This is a genomic window from Aeromicrobium sp., assembly GCF_050700635.1.
Classification (GTDB): domain Bacteria; phylum Actinomycetota; class Actinomycetes; order Propionibacteriales; family Nocardioidaceae; genus Aeromicrobium.
In genome coordinates this window covers 1-16,512 of sequence record NZ_JBOHDT010000193.1, presented here as the reverse complement: position 1 = coordinate 16,512, position 16,512 = coordinate 1, and the positions used below count along the sequence as shown (strand labels likewise).

The window sequence follows — 16,512 nt, the reverse complement described above, 5'->3', positions numbered from 1 at the left end:
TGAAGTCGCGGGAGTTGTGGAAGATGCAGGCGCCGTCGACGGTGCGGGTCTTGAGCTCGCCCTCGTCGTCCTTCTCGATCCAGTCGCGCTTGCGCACGGCCCGGCCGGGGTGGAACTGCCAGAGGTCCGGCGTCAGCTCCTTCACGTGCGCCGCGACGCGGCGCTGGTCGTCGGCGTCGGAGAAGTGGGCTCCGAGAGTGCAGCAACCGGTGTCGGGGGCGTCGGCGTAGATGCCGGCGCAGCCGCGTCCGAAGATGCAGGTGTAGCGCGAGGTCAGCCAGGTCAGGTCGCAGCGGAACACCTCACTGGCGTCGCTGGGGTTGGGGAACTCGACCCACTGACGGGGAAATCCCAGATCGACCTCGGGCATCCGTCCAGCCTACGTCGTTCTTGTGCGGAAGAATGAGGGCATGCGCATGGGCGTCCTCGACATCGGGTCCAACACCGGCCACCTGCTGATCGTCGACGCATACCGTGGCGGCCCGCCGATTCCGGCGCACTCGTTCAAGGAGTCGCTGCGTCTCTCCGAGCACCTCGACGACGACGGCGCCGTCGATGCCGAAGGCATCTCCCGGCTGGTCAAGTACGTGGTCGAGGCGCGCGCCGAGGCGGAAGACAACGGCTGCTCGAAGGTGATCGCGTTCGCCACGTCGGCGGTCCGCGACGCCGTGAACGCCGACGACATCCTCACCGCGGTCCGAGAAGCCAGCGACGTCGACATCCAAGTCATGCCCGGCGACGACGAGGCCCGGTTGACGTTCCTCGCCGTCCGGCGCTGGTTCGGCTGGTCGTCCGGACGCCTCGGTGTGTTCGACATCGGCGGCGGCTCTCTCGAGATCGCTGTGGGAACCGATGAGAAGCCCGAAGTCGCGCAGTCGATGCCGCTCGGCGCCGGCCGGCTAACCCGCGAGTGGCTGGCGGCTGGACGTTCCAACGAGGACCTGCGTCGGCACGTGCGGTCCGTGATCGCCGACGACGCCGGGGCGATCCTGCGGGGCGGCGGGTTCGACCACGCCGTCGCGACCAGCAAGACGTTCCGATCCCTCGCTCGCATCTGCGGAGCCGCGCCGTCCGACGAAGGACAGTTCGTCAAGCGCGAGCTGGCGGGCGCGGATCTCCACGGACTCATCGACCAGCTCGCCGTCATGGGCGAAGACGAGATCGCCGAGCTTCCAGGCGTCTCGACGGATCGTGCTCACCAGATCAGGGCCGGGGCCGTCGTGGCGGAGGCCACGATGGACCTGTTCGGGCTCGACGACCTCGAGATCTGTCCATGGGCGTTGCGCGAGGGCGTCCTCCTCCAGCACCTCGACCATCTCTAGTCTGGACCTTGTGTCCGACCAGTCCGCAGGGGAGCTGCGGGTGTCCCTCTCGACGTCCTCGGTGTACCCGGGATCCACGGCGAGCGGGTTCGAGGCGGCTGCGCGACTGGGCTATGACGGGGTCGAGGTCATGGTCAGCGTCGACGAAGTCAGCGGGGACGTCGAGGCGGTCAGGTCGCTCAGCGAGTTCCATGAGGTGCCGATCGTGTCGGTGCACGCTCCGTGCCTGCTGCTGACTCAGCACGTCTGGGGCACTGACCCCTGGGGCAAGCTGCACCGCAGTGCAGAGATGGCGCTGGAGGTCGGCGCCGAGGTCGTCGTCGTGCACCCACCGTTCCGCTGGCAGCGTGAGTACTCGCGCGGGTTCGTCGAGGGCGTGGGCGACCTCGAGAAGCAGTACGGCATCACGATCGCCGTCGAGAACATGTACCCCTGGCGCACGGGCAAGCGCGAGTTCCAGGCGTACGCGCCCGGTTGGGACCCGGTGCAGGAGGTCTACGAACACGTGACGCTCGACCTCTCGCACAGCGCCACTGCCGGCGAGGACGCCCTGCAGATGGCCATGGCCCTCGGCCACCGGCTCACCCACGTGCACCTGACGGACGGGTCGGGCTCGCCGAAGGATGAGCACCTCGTCCCGGGACGGGGCGCGCAGCCCGCGCAGAGTCTCCTCGAGCACCTGTCGGCCTCCGACTTCGACGGCGAGATCGTCATCGAGATCAACACCCGCAAGACCACCGACCAGCAGGCGCGCGAGGCCGATCTGCTCGAGTCGCTGGCGTTCGCTCGCCTCCACGCCTCCCGCTGAGCGCTCGCGCAGCGGTGACCTGGCGTCCACGCGGGTGCCTTCGGTGGACGCAGGGTCACCGCCCTCCGGGTTCGATGGACGCTGACTCACCGCCCCCGCGGGCTAGTCGGGTGGCGAGGAACGCGCCGGCGACGATCTGCAGCTGGTGGTAGAGCATGAGCGGCAGCAGGAGCAGTGCGAGCGTGTCGCCCGGGAACAGCACGGTCGCGAGCGGCAGCCCGCTGGCGAGGCTCTTGTTCGAGCCGCAGAACAGCATCGCGACTCGGTCGGGACGGGAGAATCTGAGGACCCGGCCCAGGCCCCACATCCAGCCGAACGCGGTGACCAACAGCACCACGCACACGGCCACGAGTGCGAGCACCGACCAGACCGAGAGGGTCGTCCAGATCCCGGCGTTCGCGCCCTGGCTGAACGCCACGTACACGACGAACACGATGCTGCCGCGCTCGAAGCGCCGGAGCCGTCTGTCCTGCCGCAAGACCCAACGTCCGATGACCGGGCGCAGCACCTGGCCGACGACGAGCGGCACGAACAGGAGCAGCACGATGCGCAGCACCGAGCCGGTGTCGACGTCGGCGTCCGCCGACATCAGCAGCGCCGCCAGGGCCGGGGTCAGGAAGACGCCGATGAGGTTGGACAGCGACGCGGTCACGACGGCCCCGGCGACGTTGCCGCCGGCGCTCCGGGTGTAGATGATGTTCGCCAGCACGGTGGTGGGTAACAGGCAGAGCAGCAGCACGCCGGCAGCGAGTGCGGGCGTGAGGATCGCCGGTTCCAGCAGCTGGGCGGAGAGACCAGCGAGCGGGAAGGCGACGAACGTCGTGACGAGGATGACGGTGTGCAGGCGCCAGTGACGGACGCTGAGCAGGGTCTCTCGCATGGACAGGCGCGTGCCGTAGAGGAAGAACAGCGACCCGATCGCCACCAGCGAGACGATCTTCAGGACGTCGATGACGGCTGCGGTCGCAGGAAGGAATGACGCCAGCAGCGCGGCCACGACCAGGGCGACGATGAAGGGATCGATCCGCAGGCGGCGCACTCCTTGACGTTATGGGGTGGCTATGGTGGCCCGCATGTCGACTCGGATCGCGATCCTCGGTGGCGGCGTCATGGGCGAGACCCTGCTCTCGGCCCTTCTCGCCGCCGGCCATGCCACCGCAGATCTCGTCGTCAGCGAGAAGCTCGAGGAGCGGGCCGACCAGCTGCGCGAACGGCACCGAGTCGACGTCACCGGCAACACCGAGGCCGTTGACGGCGCGGATGTCGTGCTCATCGTCGTCAAGCCGCAGGACGTTCCGGCCGTGCTCGAGGAGATAGCCACCGCAGTCGATCCCGACGCCACCGTCGTCTCGCTCGCTGCCGGCATCCGGATCGCGACGGTCGAGGACGCGTTGCCCGACGGCATCGCCGTCGTGAGGGCCATGCCCAACACGCCGGCCCTGGTCGGCGAGGGAATGTTCGGCATCTCACCCGGCTCGTCATGCACCGACGAACGGTTGCAGCAAGTGCGGGAGCTGCTGTCCACCGGCGGCAAGGTCGCTGTCGTCGACGAGGCTGGACAGGACGCCGTCACGGCCGTCTCCGGTTCCGGACCGGCCTACGTCTTCTACCTCGCCGAGGCGATGATCGACGGCGGCGTGCAGGCAGGACTCGAGGCCGACACGGCCCGCACCCTCGCTACCCAGACGCTGGTCGGTGCGGCCAAACTGCTCGCGACGTCCGACGACGACGCCACCGAGCTGCGACGCCGCGTCACCTCGCCGAACGGCACCACGGCCGCTGCCATCGAGACGTTCGACGAGCGTGGCGTCCGCGACGGACTCGTGGCCGGCGTGCTGGCCGCGGCCCGGCGGTCAGCCGAGCTCTCGGCTCCCACGGACGAGCAGGGTTAGGCTCACGCATATGTCCGACCGCTCCAGTCTCGTCTTCGACGACCGGCTCACCAGCTACAACTTCGGGCAGGCGCATCCGATGGCTCCGGTGCGGGTCGAGCTCACGATGCAGCTGGCCCGAGAGCTCGGCGTGATCGACCTCCTCGACGTCGTGGGCGCCGATCCGTGCACCGTCGACGCCCTGTGCGCCGTGCACACCGACGAGTACGTCGAGCGCGTCCAGGAACTGAGCGCCGACGCCACGGCGGCCGACCCGTCCGTCGGGCTCGGCACCTCTGACAACCCGGTGTTCGCCGGCATGCACGAGGCGAGCGCGCTCATCGCCGGCGCCAGCGTCGAGGCGGCCCGTCGGGTCTGGACCGGCGAGGCGAAGCGCGCTGCCAACATCGCCGGCGGCCTTCACCACGCGATGCCCGGCACGGCCAGCGGGTTCTGCATCTACAACGATGTCGCTCTGGCCGTCCAGTGGCTGCTCGACCACGGCGCCGAGCGAGTCGCCTACGTTGACGTCGACGCCCATCACGGCGACGGTGTCCAGGCGATCTTCTACGACGACCCGCGTGTGCTCACGGTCTCGATCCACGAGGGGCCGCAGACCCTGTTCCCCGGCACCGGCTTCGCCTCCGAGACCGGCGGCCCTGGTGCGGAGGGCACGTCCGTCAACGTGGCCCTTCCTCCAGGCACATCCGACGCCGGCTGGCTGCGCGCGTTCCACGCGGTCGTGCCGGCGGTCGTGCGTGCGTTCGGGCCGGACGTCCTTGTCACCCAGCACGGCTGCGACTCCCACATGGACGACCCGCTCACCAACCTCATGCTCAGCATCGACGGTCAGCGGGCCTCGTACCTGGCTCTCGAGGAGCTTGCCGAGGAGCTCACCGAAGGTCGATGGGTCGTCACGGGCGGCGGCGGCTACGCCGTCACGACCGTCGTGCCACGCATCTGGACGCACCTGCTCGCCATCCTGGCCGGCTCGCCGGTGGAGCCAGAGACCGCCACGACGTCCGGATGGCGCGCCGAGGTCGAGCGGTTGAGCGGCCGCAGCGCCCCGCAGAGCATGACCGAAGGTCGCGCGCCGAGCTTCCGCGACTGGGACCTCGGGTACGACCCAGAGAGCTGGCTCGATCGATGTGTCCAGGCCACCCGTACGGAGTCGTTTCCGCTGCTCGGCATCGATCTCACGGTGTGAAACGCCGTTTCGCATTCCGTCCCGTGATTCGAGCAACTTTGGACTCTGGTACCCCTGGAACCCCACGAGGCACTACGCTCGATTCAAGCACGCGCGCTTCCTCTCCGGTGGGGAAGCCGGAGAGCGCGCGTGCCCCCATTGGAAGCAGGTGGTGGATATGGCATCGGGGCCGAACTTCCTGACCGTCGCTGAAGTGGCGGCTCAGATGCGTGTATCGAAAATGACGGTCTACCGTCTCGTTCATGCCGGAGAGCTTGAGGCCGTACGTGTCGGCCGATCGTTCCGGGTGCCCGAGGGAGCCGTCCAGGAGTACCTCTCCAAGTCCTTCTTCCAGGCCGGCTGAGGTTTCTGGCTGCTCACCACGTACGCTGGGACCTCCGTCTCCGATGTCAAAGGGTCACCTGTGGGTTCAGTAGTCAAGAAGCGTCGAAAGCGGATGTCAAAGAAGAAGCACCGCAAGATGCTCAAGCGCACGCGGGTGCAGCGCCGCAAACTCGGCAAGTAACCCCATGGGCCGGGTCGTACTCGTCACCGGTGTCGCCGGCACGTTCGCGGCCCGGGTCTCGCGTACCCTCGTTGAGCTCGGCGCGGGCTCCGGCATCGACCGCGTCGTCGGCATCGACACCCGGCTGCCCGAAGGCGATCTCGGCGGCGTCAAGTTCGTGCGCGCCGACATCCGAACCCCGGTCATCGGCAAGGTCATGGCGGTCGAGGACGTCGACCTCGTCGTGCACCTGGACGTCAATCCCTCCGATCTCGCCCCCGGTGGCGGCGCCAAGGAGCGCAACGTCATCGGCACGATGCAGCTGCTCGCCGCCTGCCAGCGGTCCTCCCACGTGGCCAAGCTGGTGCTCGGCTCCTCGACCGCCGTCTACGGCACGTCGCCCCGCGACCCGGCCCTGTTCACCGAGTCCACGTCTCCCCAGGGCGGCGTGCGCTCCGGGTTCCCCAAGGACGCCGTCGAGGTCGAGAGCTACGTCCGCGGCTTCGCCCGGCGTCGTCCCGACGTCATCATCACGACGCTGCGACTCGCGCAGATCCTGCACCCCGACATCGAGACCCCACTGCGCAACTACCTCGCGAACCCGCTGCTGCCGTCCGCGCTCGGCTTCGACCCGAGGATCCAGTTCACCCACCTCGACGACGCGCTCGAGGTGTTCACCGAGGCCGTCGTGGCGGATCGTCCGGGCACGTTCAACGTCGCCGGCGACGGCGTGATGCTGCTCTCGCAGCTGGCTCGCAGGCTGGGCAAGCCGGTCATCCCGCTGCCGCCTCCCGGCTTCGGCGCGCTGGCCGGGCGCGCCATCCGCACCATGGGCGGTCAGATGTCGCCCGACCTCCACCGGGTGCTCATGTACGGACGCGCGGTCGACACCTCCGCACTCCGCGACATCTTCGGGTTCGACCCGAAGCACACCACCGAGGAGACGTTCGAGGAGTTCCGCGCCACCCAGCGTCCCGGGATGCTGGCCGGCATCGGAGGAAGCCGATGACCGACGAACGCCGCACCATCGGATCCGGCGGACAGGCGGGCCGCGGCAACCGGTCCACCTCGCCGTCGTCGGCCGCTCGTTCCTTGGCCGGTGCTGCGCCGGCGAAGAAGCCGGTCACGAAGGCCAAGGCGGCCAAGGCTGCTGCTGACGCTCCCAAGCCGGCCAAGAAGCCGGCCGCCAAGAAGCCGCCCTCGGACGCAAAGAAGCCGCCGGAACCGGCGAAGCCACCGAAGGCACCGCGTCTGCGGGCCGTCACCGACGAGGATGCGGCGGCAGCAGCGGCGGCTGCCGCCGAGGAGGCCGCTCGCAAGACCCGCACGGCCGGGCCGGGGGCGATGCCGGCCGGCATCCCGCTCGACGAGGTCGTCGTCGCGCTCGCCCAAGCTGCTCAGCGTGTGCTCGGTTCGGACTGGGAGGGCCGCCTGGCCGCCTTGATGGCGGCGCTGCGCAAGAGGCTCGGCGGCGACTTCGAGGTCGACGAGTTCGGCTTCGACCCGCAGATCACGGAGATCCTCACCGGCGCCGTCGAGCCGCTGGCCGAGAAGTGGTTCCGGCTCGAGGTGCGTGGCATCGAGAACATCCCGGACGAGGGCGGCGCACTCCTTGTAGCCAACCACTCCGGAACCGTGCCCCTCGACGGCATCATCACCGGCTACGCGGTCAAGAAGTACAGCGGCCGCAACATTCGTCCGCTGGGCGCCGACCTCGTGTTCGCCCTGCCGTTCGTCGGGCAGATGGCACGCAAGGTCGGCGCCACGCTGGCCTGCACCGCCGATGCCGAGCGTCTTCTCCTCGCGGGCGAGCTCGCCGCCGTCTGGCCGGAGGGGTTCAAGGGCATCGGCAAGCCGTTCGCCGAGCGCTACAAGCTGCAGCGATTCGGCCGGGGCGGCTTCGTGTCATCCGCGATGCGTGCGCAGGTGCCGATCGTGCCGATCTCGATCGTCGGCGCCGAGGAGATCTATCCGCTGGTCGGCAACGTGCCGTCGCTGGCTCGTCTGCTCGGGCTGCCGTACCTGCCGATCACGCCGTTCTTCCCGTTGCTGGGGCCGCTGGGCATGATCCCGCTGCCGAGCAAGTGGATCATCGAGTTCGGCGAGCCGATCCGTACCGATGCCTACGAGCCAGAGGCCGCCGACGACCCGATGCTGCTGTTCAACGTCACCGACCAGGTGCGCGAAACCATCCAGCAGACGCTGTACGCCTTGCTCGTCGACCGTGGCAACGCGTTTTTCTGAGACGGGCCGTCGAGCGCAGCGAGAAGCGTCCGGCCAGGTTGAGCGTGTCGCGGCGAAGCCGCCCGTGGGAGGTGCCCCCAGGGCTCGTTCCTCGCCTTACTCAACCACCGTGAGGTTACGGTTGCTGGCCGCCGAGCAGGCCCTCGACCAGGCCGCCCACGAGGCCGGGCTGCTCTTCGTCGCCCAGGATGGCACCGGTCGTCGGCTCGGTGACCTGCTCGAGGCTGGGTGGGTTCTTGATGGTTGCCGACCCGGGCGGCGACTGACCGGTCGACTGGCCGGTAGGCGACTGACCGGTAGGCGACTGACCGATCAGATCGGGGAACGTGAGGCCGGGCAAGGGTTCGGTCACGCTCGCGGGGTTCTTGGTGGTCGAGGGAGCGGTGTCCTGCTGGGCAGCGTTCGACTCGGCGGCTGGGTCCGAGGCGGGCGGTCCACCGTCGAGTGGCGAGATCGCGCCGGTGAGGCCGGTGACGTCGGCCGAGCCACAGCTGGCGCACAGCGTCGAAGCCTTGGCGACGAGCTGGCTGAGGGTGTCGGCGGCGGCCTGGAAGGATGCGCTGGCGTCGCTGGGCACTCGGCTCGAGAGCACCGCGAGGTCGGCTGCCGCCGCTGCGGAGAAGTCGTTCACGGTGGTGATGGACGCCTCGGAGCCACTCTGGTTGAAGGACCGGAACAGGGATCCGGAACCGTCCTTGGCCTGCTGGGTGAAGTCGTCGAGGGCACCGGCCACCTGATCCCGGGACTGCGGCGAGTTGTCGTCGGTGAGGCGGCGAGCCTCGGCCAGGCGCTCGGAGGCCTGGGTGAGGCGGAACTCGCCGCGGGCGACATCGTCGTTCTGGAAGGCGAGCTCCACGTTCTCGACGCCGCGCTTGACCGGGTAGAGCATCTCGCCTGGCAGGGCCTGGGCGCTCGCGCCGACCATGCCGACGAAGCCTGCGGCGCCCACCATCGCTGCGGTGGCGCCGGCGAGCCGACGGCGGACGGCGTAGGACGGGGCGTGAACCGGTGAACGGTGAGGGGCACGGATCCTCGGTGGCGCGGGAACGAGGACGGTGGTCGCCGCGGTCATGAGCTGTTCGCGCAGGGAGGCCTGGAACTCGGCGGAGGGCTCGACGACGGCGGCCCTGCACAGCTGCTCGGCGCACGCGACGAGGTCGGCGATCTCGGCGTTGCGGGTCGCGCGACCTTCCCAGGCCTTCTCGAAGGCCTCGGCGTCAACGTGGTGCCGGCGGCGGATCATCGCCACGTCCTCACTATCGGTGCTGCGGGTGTACTGGGATCAACGACGAAAGCGCTGGCCAGGTTACGCCCGGGGACCGTGATGTGTGTCATCGCAGATCACTCGGAACGCGCTTGGCCAGGCTGCGAACCGCACGCAGCTGGAGCTGCTTGATGGCACCCTCGCTGCGCTGGAGCGCAGCTGCCGTCTCGGCGATCGACATGCCCTGGATGAAACGCATCAGGATGCAGTCGCGCTGCTCCGGCGGCAGGGAGTTGACGGCCTCGAAGAGCAGCTCGTTGGAGATGAGCGAGAGGACGTCGTCCTCGGGGCTGCTCGCCGGGGTGCGGCTCTCCGGGACCTCGTCCGAGACGATCTCGAGGCGGGAGCGGCTCGACTTGAAGTGGTCGGCGATGAGGTTGCGGGCGATGGTCGTGAGCCACGCGCCGAAGTCCTTGCCTTGCCACGTGAAGCGCTGGATGGCCTTCAAGCCGCGAACGAACGTCTCGCTGGTGAGGTCCTCGGCCAGCTCGCGCGAGCCGACGCGGTAGTAGATGAAGCGGAACACGCCTGACACGTAGTGGTCGTAGAGCTGCCCGAACGCCTCGGCGTCACCGTCTCGCGCGAGATCGACGAGGGCGCGGAGCCGGTCGGACTCGGGGTCGACGTCCGGGTCGGTCCCGGCCGGCCCACTGCTGCTCGGTGTGCGCGCAGAATGGGCGTGCGTCGTGGCCAGGGCGATGGCGAGGGAACGGTCGTCAGGGATGTCGAGGGCAAGCGCCAGCGCTGTGCGAAGCGCAGACGTCGACCACATGACTGGATGTCCCTCCCCAGATCGACGTGAGTCTAGCCGCATCCGGGGGGCATGTCGCGTCAACCCCGGAGCCGCCGGGACGCCCGCAAGGCTCCAGCCACCACGACTCCGGCACCGGCGACCTTCACGCCGGCCACCGCGACCCTGCGGCCGGTGCGGTAGTCGCGGATGCGCCAACCGTTCGCCTTGGCGTGGGCGCGGAGCCTGGCGTCCGGGTTGACGGCGCACGGATGGCCGACGAGGGACAGCATCGGCAGGTCGTTGCTCGAGTCGGAGTAGGCGGAGCACCGCTCGAGGTCGAGATCCTCGCGCTCGGCGATCGATCGGACGGCTTCCGCCTTGCCTTCGCCGTGCAGCATCTCGCCCACGAGCTTGCCGGTGTAGACGCCGTCGACGTGCTCGGCGACCGTGCCCAGGGCGCCGGTGAGACCGAGCCGTCGCGCGATGACGTTCGCGATCTCGATCGGTGCAGCGGTCACCAGCCACACCCGCTCGCCGCGGTCGAGATGCTGCTGGGCGATCGCACGGGTTCCGGGCCAGATGCGTTCGGCCATGTGCTCGTCGAAGATCTCCACGCCGAGATCCTCCAGCTCGCTGACCCGGTGGCCGGCGATGAAAGCGAGCGCCGAAGACCGTGCCTTCGCGATGTGCTCGGGATCCTCGACCCCGACGACGCGGAAGTACACCTGCGCCCAGATCGCTCCGAGGATGTCGCGGGTGGTGAAGAACTTGCGCCGATGCAGCCCGCGCGCGAAGTGGTAGATCGACGCGCCCTGCATGATCGTGTTGTCGACGTCGAAGAAGGCCGCAGCCGCCGGATCGGGCTGCGCGGCGAGCGCGTGCTCGACCTCCGCAGTCGCCGCGGCGGCCTGTCCGGCCAGCACCGATCGGGACTGAAGATTGCGCTTGCGGTCGCCGGCCGGGGTGCTGGGCATGCCCCGACAGTAACGGGGAAGGCGCTCCCTTTGGGGCGGTCGGGCGTGTGGTTGACTCGGCACGTGACCGTCAACGTCAGCGACTTTCTTCGCGAGGCGGCCGAGCAGGATCCGGGGGGTACGGCCCTCGTTGAGCACCGGGACGAGCGGCACCAGCTGAGCTGGGCCGATCTCGACTCCTGCGCGGACGCCATCGCGCGCTCTCTCTCCGGTCGTGGTCTGGTCGCGGGGCAGCGTGTCGCGGTCGTCATGGCGAACCGCGTCGATCTGCCGATCGCCTACTTCGGCATCCTGCGTGGGGGCATGGTCGCCGTTCCCGTGAACCCTCGGTCCACCACGCGCGAGATCGGGCGCATGCTCGACGACGCCAAGGTCAAGGTGGTGTTGTGCGACGAGGCGGGTGCCCTTCCCGTCCGCGAAGCGATCGCCGGTGGCGATGGTCCGTCCGACTGCTCCGTGGTCGTGGATGGAACCAAGCCGCTCAAGGGCGAGACCGCATTCTCCACCTTTCTCGACAACGCGCCCGACGTCCACCCCGCCGCCCCGCGCGACGCCGAGGCTTTGGCGGTCATCCTCTACACGTCCGGCACGAGCGGCAGGCCGCGCGGCGTCATGCTCACCCACCGGGCTCTGATCGCCAACATCGAGCAGACGGCCGCCATCGACCCGCCACCGGTCACGCGCGACGACGTGTGCCTCGGTCTGCTGCCGATGTTCCACATCTACGGGCTCAACGCCGTGCTGGGGCAGGCCGTCCGGCAGGGTGCCTGCGTGCTGATGGTCGACGGCTTCGATCCGTCCGGCCTGCTCGACTCGATCGAGGCGGAGGGGGTCACCAACCTCCCGGTGGCCCCGCCGATCGTCGCCAGCTGGGCCGGGCGCGACGACCTCCGCGAGAAGCTCGCCGGAGTCTCGCTGGTGATGTCCGGAGCCTCGACGCTCGACCCCGACCTCGCCGCCACGTTCTTCGAGTCGTCCGGTCACCACGTCGAGCAGGGGTACGGCCTCACCGAGACCGCCCCGGTCATCGCGACGACGCTCGGCTCTCCGCGCGGACCGGGTGACGCGCCCAAGCCGGGCTCCGTCGGACGTCCGCTGCCCGGCATCGAGGTCCGGGTCATCGACTCGCACGGCCACGACGCCTCGGCGGGCGACCCGGCTGAGCTGTGGGTCCGGGGCGACAACGTGTTCTCGGGTTACTGGCCCGACGGCGCCGACGGCCCTCGGGAGGACGGCTGGTACCCCACCGGCGACGTCGGCCTCATCGACGCCGACGGCGACCTGACGCTCGTCGACCGGCTCCGTGAGCTGGTCATCGTCTCGGGTTTCAACGTCTACCCGTTTGAGGTCGAGGACGTCATCGGCGAGGTCGACGGGGTCGCGGAAGTCGCGGTCGTCGGCACCCCAGACGAGCAGACCGGCGAGGCGGTCCTGGCGTTCGTCGTGCCCGGCGAGGGAGTCGGGGAGGATGCCGTGCGGACAGCGGTGCAAGAGCACTGTCGCGAGCGCCTGGCCCGCTTCAAGCAGCCCGCACGCATCGTGATCGTGAGCGGGCTGCCGCACTCGGCCACCGGCAAGGTGGCCAAGGGGCGACTGCGGGCGCTCGCGCGCAGCGACGCCCTCGGCCTCGGCCTCAAACCCCAATGACACCGGCACCGGAACACGCGAACGCGGCCCGCGTCGTGCTGTACACGCGCCCGGCCTGTCACCTGTGCGAGGTGGCCGAACAAGTGGTGGCGGAGGTGTGCGGCCAGACCGGCGACACCTGGACGACCGTCGACATCAGCGGTGACGACGACCTGGTGCGGCGCTTCACCGACCAGGTTCCGGTGACCTTCGTCGACGGCGCCCAGCACGACTTCTGGCGCGTGGATCCCGATCGGCTCAGGCGAGCCCTGAAATAGCGTGTGATCTGACCCACTCAGCACCTGAGACGATTTTGTTCTCACGTTCACAAGCTCTTAAACTGATACTTGCGCCGCGCGCCAGTCCCAAGACCAGCAACACCGCACGACGACCACTGCAATGCAGGGACAATCCAAGGCCGTGTCGCGATGGAGCACCGTGACCTTACTTCGCAGCGACCGGCTCACCGCCGGTGCGGCCGAGCGTGGCATCCCTGACGCCACCGTGGCCCGTCTTCCGATCTACCTGCGAGCGCTGACGACGCTGGCGGACCAGGGCATCGACGTCTGCTCCTCGCACCAGCTCGCGTCCGCGGCCGGCGTCAACCCCGCGAAGCTCCGCAAGGACCTCTCCTACCTCGGTTCCTACGGAACCCGTGGCGTGGGCTACGACGTCGAGTACCTGCGCTACCAGATCGCCCGTGAGCTCGGTCAGACCCAGGACTGGGACGTCGTCATCGTCGGCGTGGGCCACCTCGGCTCGGCGCTGTCCACCTATGACGGATTCAGCACCCGCGGTATCCGCATCGCCGCCCTCGTCGACACCGCTCCGGCGCGCATCGGCAAGAAGGTCGGCGGCATCACGGTCGCGCCGCTCACGGACCTGACGAAGATCGTGCGGAAGCACGACATCGCCATCGCCGTCATCGCCACACCGGCCGAGGCTGCGCAGGACGTCGCAGATGCCCTGGTGGCTGCCGGCGTCACAAGCATCCTCAACTTCGCGCCGGCGATCGTCACCGTTCCCGAGGGCGTCGACGTCCGCAAGGTCGACCTCTCCATCGAGCTGCAGATCCTCGCCTACCACGAGCAGCGCAAGGCCGCGAACGGCCCAGAATCGATCGGCACTGCGGACGAGGTGACGGCATGAGCGTCCTCATCGTCGGCATGTCCCACAAGTCCGCGCCGATCGAGCTGCTCGAGCGTGCCTCGCTCGACACCGACGCCGCGGTCAAGCTGTCGCAGCGCGCACTCGAGACGTCCTCAGTCACCGAGGCTGCGGTTATCTCCACCTGCAACCGGGTCGAGATCTACGTGGAGGCCGAGCGCTTCCACGGCGCGGTGGAAGAGGTGTCGCGCCTGCTCGCCGAGCACGCGGAGCTCGACCGCAACCAGCTCGTCCAGCACGTCTACGTGCACTACGACGACTCCGCCGTCGCCCACCTCTTCGCCGTCGCCGCCGGCCTCGACTCGATGATCCTCGGTGAGAGCCAGATCCTCGGTCAGGTCCGCGAAGCCCTGCACAGCGCCCAGGCAGAGGCCACGGTCGGCCCGGTGCTCAACGCGTTGTTCCAGCAGGCCCTCCGCATCGGCAAGCGCGGCCATGCCGAGACCGGTATCGACCGCCTCGCCCCGTCCACCGTCACGGCCGGGCTCGCCGCCGCCGGCGCAGTCGTCGAGTCGCCCACTACTCGGTTCCTGGTCGCCGGCGCGGGCACCATGGCGAGCCTCGCCGTGCGCACCCTCATCGAACGCGGCATCGAACCCGATCGTGTCGCCGTGGCCAACCGCACCGTGCAGCGCGCGCTCGAGCTCGTCGCCGCCTTCGGCGTCCGTGCCATCGACTGGGACGACGTCGACGCCGAGCTCGCCGCCACCGACGTCGTCATCAGCTGCACCGGCGCCGCCGGCGTGGTGTTCGACCGGCAGCGCATCGCCACTGCCTCGGCAGGGCGACCCCTCACGCTCGTCGACCTCGCCCTTCCGCGCGACGTCGACCCGTCCGCCGCACTCATCGACGGCGTCAACGTCATCGACCTCGTCGTGCTCGGCGAACGCTCCGAGAACGCCGAGCTCGCCGCCGACGTCGAGCAGGTGCGCGACATCGTCGAGGACGAGGTCCGCACCTTCCTGGCCGTCAAGTCGGCCTCCCGCATCACCCCGACCGTCGTCGCCCTCCGCGGCATGGCCACCGAGGTCGTCGACGCCGAGGTCACCCGCATCCTCACCCGGATGCCGGCGCTCCGACCGGACGAGGTCGAGCAGGTGCGCCGCTCGCTGCAGCGGGTGGCCGACAAGCTCATCCATGCGCCCACCGTGCGGGTGCAGCAGCTCGTCGAGGGGCCGGCCGGTCTCACCTACGCCGACGCGCTCGCCGACCTGTTCGCTCTCGACCAGGCGGCTGTCGAGGCCGTCACCCAGATCGGGGGTGACGACGCATGACGTTGCGCATCGGTACCAGGGCCAGCCTCCTCGCCACCACCCAGTCTCAGCTGATCGCGACCCGGCTCAGCGAGCTGCACGGCATCGACGTCGAGCTGGTCACCATCTCCACCCTGGGCGACCGCAGCGACGCTCCGCTCGCGTCGTTCGGTGGCATCGGCGTGTTCGTCGCTGCCCTGCGTGATGCTGTCGCCACTGGCGAGGTCGACGTCGCCGTCCACTCGCTCAAGGACCTCCCCACCACTGCCGATCCGCGGCTGCGGCTCGCGGCCATCCCGGTCCGTGCGGACGCTCGCGACGCGCTGGTCGCCCGCGACGGACTCACCCTCGGAGAGCTGCCGCAGGGTTCGCGCATCGGCACGGGTTCACCCCGCCGCGCCGCGCAGATCAACGCGCTCGGACTCGGCGTCGATATCGTCGACATCCGCGGCAACGTCGACACGCGCCTCGGTCGCGTCGCCTCCGGCGACTACGACGCCGTCGTCCTGGCGATGGCAGGACTCGTCCGGCTCGGCCGCGCTGCGGAGGCGACCGAGGTCCTCGATCCGCTCCAAGTTCTTCCCGCACCTGGCCAGGGAGCCCTGGCCTGCGAGTGTCGCGCCGACGATGTCGCGACCGCTCGCCTTCTCGACGTCCTCGACGACCCGGACACCCGGGCCGCCGTGACCGCCGAGCGCAGCCTCCTCGCCACCTTGGAGGCAGGCTGCAGCGCGCCCGTCGGAGCGCTTGCCGAAATCGCCTGGGGCGATGATGGCGACGAGCTCTGGCTGCGCGCAGTCGTCGCCGACACCAGCGGCGCACCGTCCATCCGCCTGTCCGCGACCGGCTCGCCCAGCGAGTCCGTCGCGGTCGGTGAGCGTCTCGCTGCCGAGATGCTCACCGAAGGCGCCGCCTCCCTGATGGGCGTCACCTCATGACCAGCCGGCAGAAAAAGAAGGAATCCAGCACCGTGACACCAGCAACTGCCACAGCCACCCGTCCAGCACCGGCAACCGTGAAGCGCAAGGTCCCGCTCGGGCACGTCAGCTTCGTGGGCGCCGGGCCCGGCGACGCGAGCCTGCTGACCGTTCGTGCGGCCGAGCTGCTCGCCCAGGCCGACGTCGTCATCACCGAGCTGCCCGAGCACGCCGCGCTCGTCAACACCGACGCCGAGATCGTCGACGGAAGCGTCGGCGAGGACGGCGAGACGCTCACGCACGCCGCCCGTGCCCGACTCGTCGTGCGGCACGCCAAGGCCGGCGCGCACGTCGTGCGGCTGATCTCCGGCGACCCGTTCACCTACTCGACCGGTCCGGAGGAGGCCGCCGCCTGCGCGAAGGCCGACATCGGCTTCGAGATCGTGCCCGGCATCTCTTCGGTCTCCGCGGTTCCCGCCTACGCCGGTGTGCCGCTGACCAACCGCGCCAACCGCGAGTACTCGGTCGTCAGCGTCGGTGACTCCACGATCGACTGGTCCGCCCACACCACTGCCGACACGCTCGTGCTGCTCTCGGCCGTCGGCCGGATCGCCGAGGTCGCCGACGGCCTGGTCGAGGCCG

The 16,512-nt window shown here is 69.6% G+C and carries 18 protein-coding genes and 1 pseudogene; 14 read left to right on the top strand and 5 right to left on the bottom strand.

Features of this window, described 5'->3' with window-relative positions:
• Positions 1-370, bottom strand: a pseudogene (locus tag ACRDPN_RS15240) (hypothetical protein); the annotation flags it as partial.
• 40 nt (positions 371-410) lie between these two features.
• Here ACRDPN_RS15240 and ACRDPN_RS15235 point away from each other — a divergent pair.
• Both ACRDPN_RS15235 and ACRDPN_RS15230 read left to right on the top strand, forming a co-directional pair.
• Complete coding sequence (locus tag ACRDPN_RS15235) at positions 411-1,322, top strand: Ppx/GppA family phosphatase (RefSeq protein ID WP_431449530.1); 912 nt, start codon at positions 411-413, stop codon at positions 1,320-1,322.
• 10 nt (positions 1,323-1,332) lie between these two features.
• On the top strand, positions 1,333-2,130 hold the full coding sequence (locus ACRDPN_RS15230) for a sugar phosphate isomerase/epimerase family protein (protein ID WP_431449529.1): 798 nt from the start codon (positions 1,333-1,335) through the stop codon (positions 2,128-2,130).
• A gap of 55 nt (positions 2,131-2,185) precedes the next feature.
• Here ACRDPN_RS15230 and ACRDPN_RS15225 read toward each other — a convergent pair whose 3' ends face one another.
• Positions 2,186-3,169 carry a bile acid:sodium symporter family protein gene (locus tag ACRDPN_RS15225; RefSeq protein WP_431449528.1) on the bottom strand — a complete coding sequence of 328 codons (984 nt, stop codon included), beginning with the start codon at positions 3,167-3,169 and terminating at the stop codon, positions 2,186-2,188.
• A gap of 34 nt (positions 3,170-3,203) precedes the next feature.
• On the opposite strand from ACRDPN_RS15225, the gene proC reads away from it, so the two are divergent.
• From proC to ACRDPN_RS15195, 6 genes are all read left to right on the top strand, one after another.
• A complete protein-coding gene (proC, locus tag ACRDPN_RS15220) occupies positions 3,204-4,022 on the top strand; it encodes a pyrroline-5-carboxylate reductase (protein WP_431449527.1) in 819 nt (272 codons plus the stop codon).
• Between the two features lie 10 nt (positions 4,023-4,032).
• Entirely contained in the window at positions 4,033-5,208 is a 1,176-nt protein-coding gene (locus ACRDPN_RS15215) for an acetoin utilization protein AcuC (protein WP_431449526.1), read from the top strand.
• Between the two features lie 157 nt (positions 5,209-5,365).
• Complete coding sequence (locus ACRDPN_RS15210; RefSeq protein ID WP_431449525.1) at positions 5,366-5,551, top strand: helix-turn-helix domain-containing protein; 186 nt, start codon at positions 5,366-5,368, stop codon at positions 5,549-5,551.
• 60 nt (positions 5,552-5,611) lie between these two features.
• On the top strand, positions 5,612-5,713 hold the full coding sequence (locus ACRDPN_RS15205) for a 30S ribosomal protein bS22 (RefSeq protein WP_324131155.1): 102 nt from the start codon (positions 5,612-5,614) through the stop codon (positions 5,711-5,713).
• Positions 5,714-5,717: 4 nt separating this feature from the next.
• Positions 5,718-6,701 (top strand): NAD-dependent epimerase/dehydratase family protein, encoded by a 984-nt coding sequence (locus tag ACRDPN_RS15200; protein ID WP_431449524.1) that lies wholly within the window; start codon positions 5,718-5,720, stop codon positions 6,699-6,701.
• Positions 6,698-7,936 carry a lysophospholipid acyltransferase family protein gene (locus ACRDPN_RS15195; protein ID WP_431449523.1) on the top strand — a complete coding sequence of 413 codons (1,239 nt, stop codon included), beginning with the start codon at positions 6,698-6,700 and terminating at the stop codon, positions 7,934-7,936. The genes ACRDPN_RS15200 and ACRDPN_RS15195 overlap by 4 nt, the downstream gene beginning before the upstream one ends.
• A 115-nt stretch (positions 7,937-8,051) precedes the next feature.
• Here ACRDPN_RS15195 and ACRDPN_RS15190 read toward each other — a convergent pair whose 3' ends face one another.
• The 3 genes from ACRDPN_RS15190 to ACRDPN_RS15180 form a co-directional block, all read right to left on the bottom strand.
• Positions 8,052-9,179 carry a DUF5667 domain-containing protein gene (locus tag ACRDPN_RS15190; protein ID WP_431449531.1) on the bottom strand — a complete coding sequence of 376 codons (1,128 nt, stop codon included), beginning with the start codon at positions 9,177-9,179 and terminating at the stop codon, positions 8,052-8,054.
• 88 nt (positions 9,180-9,267) lie between these two features.
• Positions 9,268-9,972 carry a sigma-70 family RNA polymerase sigma factor gene (locus ACRDPN_RS15185; RefSeq protein WP_431449522.1) on the bottom strand — a complete coding sequence of 235 codons (705 nt, stop codon included), beginning with the start codon at positions 9,970-9,972 and terminating at the stop codon, positions 9,268-9,270.
• A 59-nt stretch (positions 9,973-10,031) separates the two neighbouring features.
• Positions 10,032-10,907, bottom strand: coding sequence for an HAD family hydrolase (locus ACRDPN_RS15180; protein ID WP_431449521.1), 876 nt, complete (start codon positions 10,905-10,907; stop codon positions 10,032-10,034).
• 63 nt (positions 10,908-10,970) lie between these two features.
• Here ACRDPN_RS15180 and ACRDPN_RS15175 point away from each other — a divergent pair, with 63 nt between their 5' ends.
• The 6 genes from ACRDPN_RS15175 to ACRDPN_RS15150 form a co-directional block, all read left to right on the top strand.
• Complete coding sequence (locus ACRDPN_RS15175) at positions 10,971-12,554, top strand: class I adenylate-forming enzyme family protein (RefSeq protein ID WP_431449520.1); 1,584 nt, start codon at positions 10,971-10,973, stop codon at positions 12,552-12,554.
• On the top strand, positions 12,551-12,811 hold the full coding sequence (locus tag ACRDPN_RS15170) for a glutaredoxin family protein (RefSeq protein WP_431449519.1): 261 nt from the start codon (positions 12,551-12,553) through the stop codon (positions 12,809-12,811). The genes ACRDPN_RS15175 and ACRDPN_RS15170 overlap by 4 nt, the downstream gene beginning before the upstream one ends.
• A gap of 160 nt (positions 12,812-12,971) precedes the next feature.
• On the top strand, positions 12,972-13,682 hold the full coding sequence (locus ACRDPN_RS15165) for a redox-sensing transcriptional repressor Rex (RefSeq protein ID WP_431449518.1): 711 nt from the start codon (positions 12,972-12,974) through the stop codon (positions 13,680-13,682).
• Complete coding sequence (locus tag ACRDPN_RS15160) at positions 13,679-14,974, top strand: glutamyl-tRNA reductase (protein WP_431449517.1); 1,296 nt, start codon at positions 13,679-13,681, stop codon at positions 14,972-14,974. The genes ACRDPN_RS15165 and ACRDPN_RS15160 overlap by 4 nt, the downstream gene beginning before the upstream one ends.
• A complete protein-coding gene (hemC, locus tag ACRDPN_RS15155) occupies positions 14,971-15,891 on the top strand; it encodes a hydroxymethylbilane synthase (protein WP_431449516.1) in 921 nt (306 codons plus the stop codon). Before ACRDPN_RS15160 ends, hemC begins: the two co-directional genes overlap by 4 nt.
• A gap of 77 nt (positions 15,892-15,968) precedes the next feature.
• Positions 15,969-16,512: uroporphyrinogen-III C-methyltransferase (locus ACRDPN_RS15150; protein ID WP_431449515.1), on the top strand; the 544-nt coding region annotated here is incomplete at its 3' end.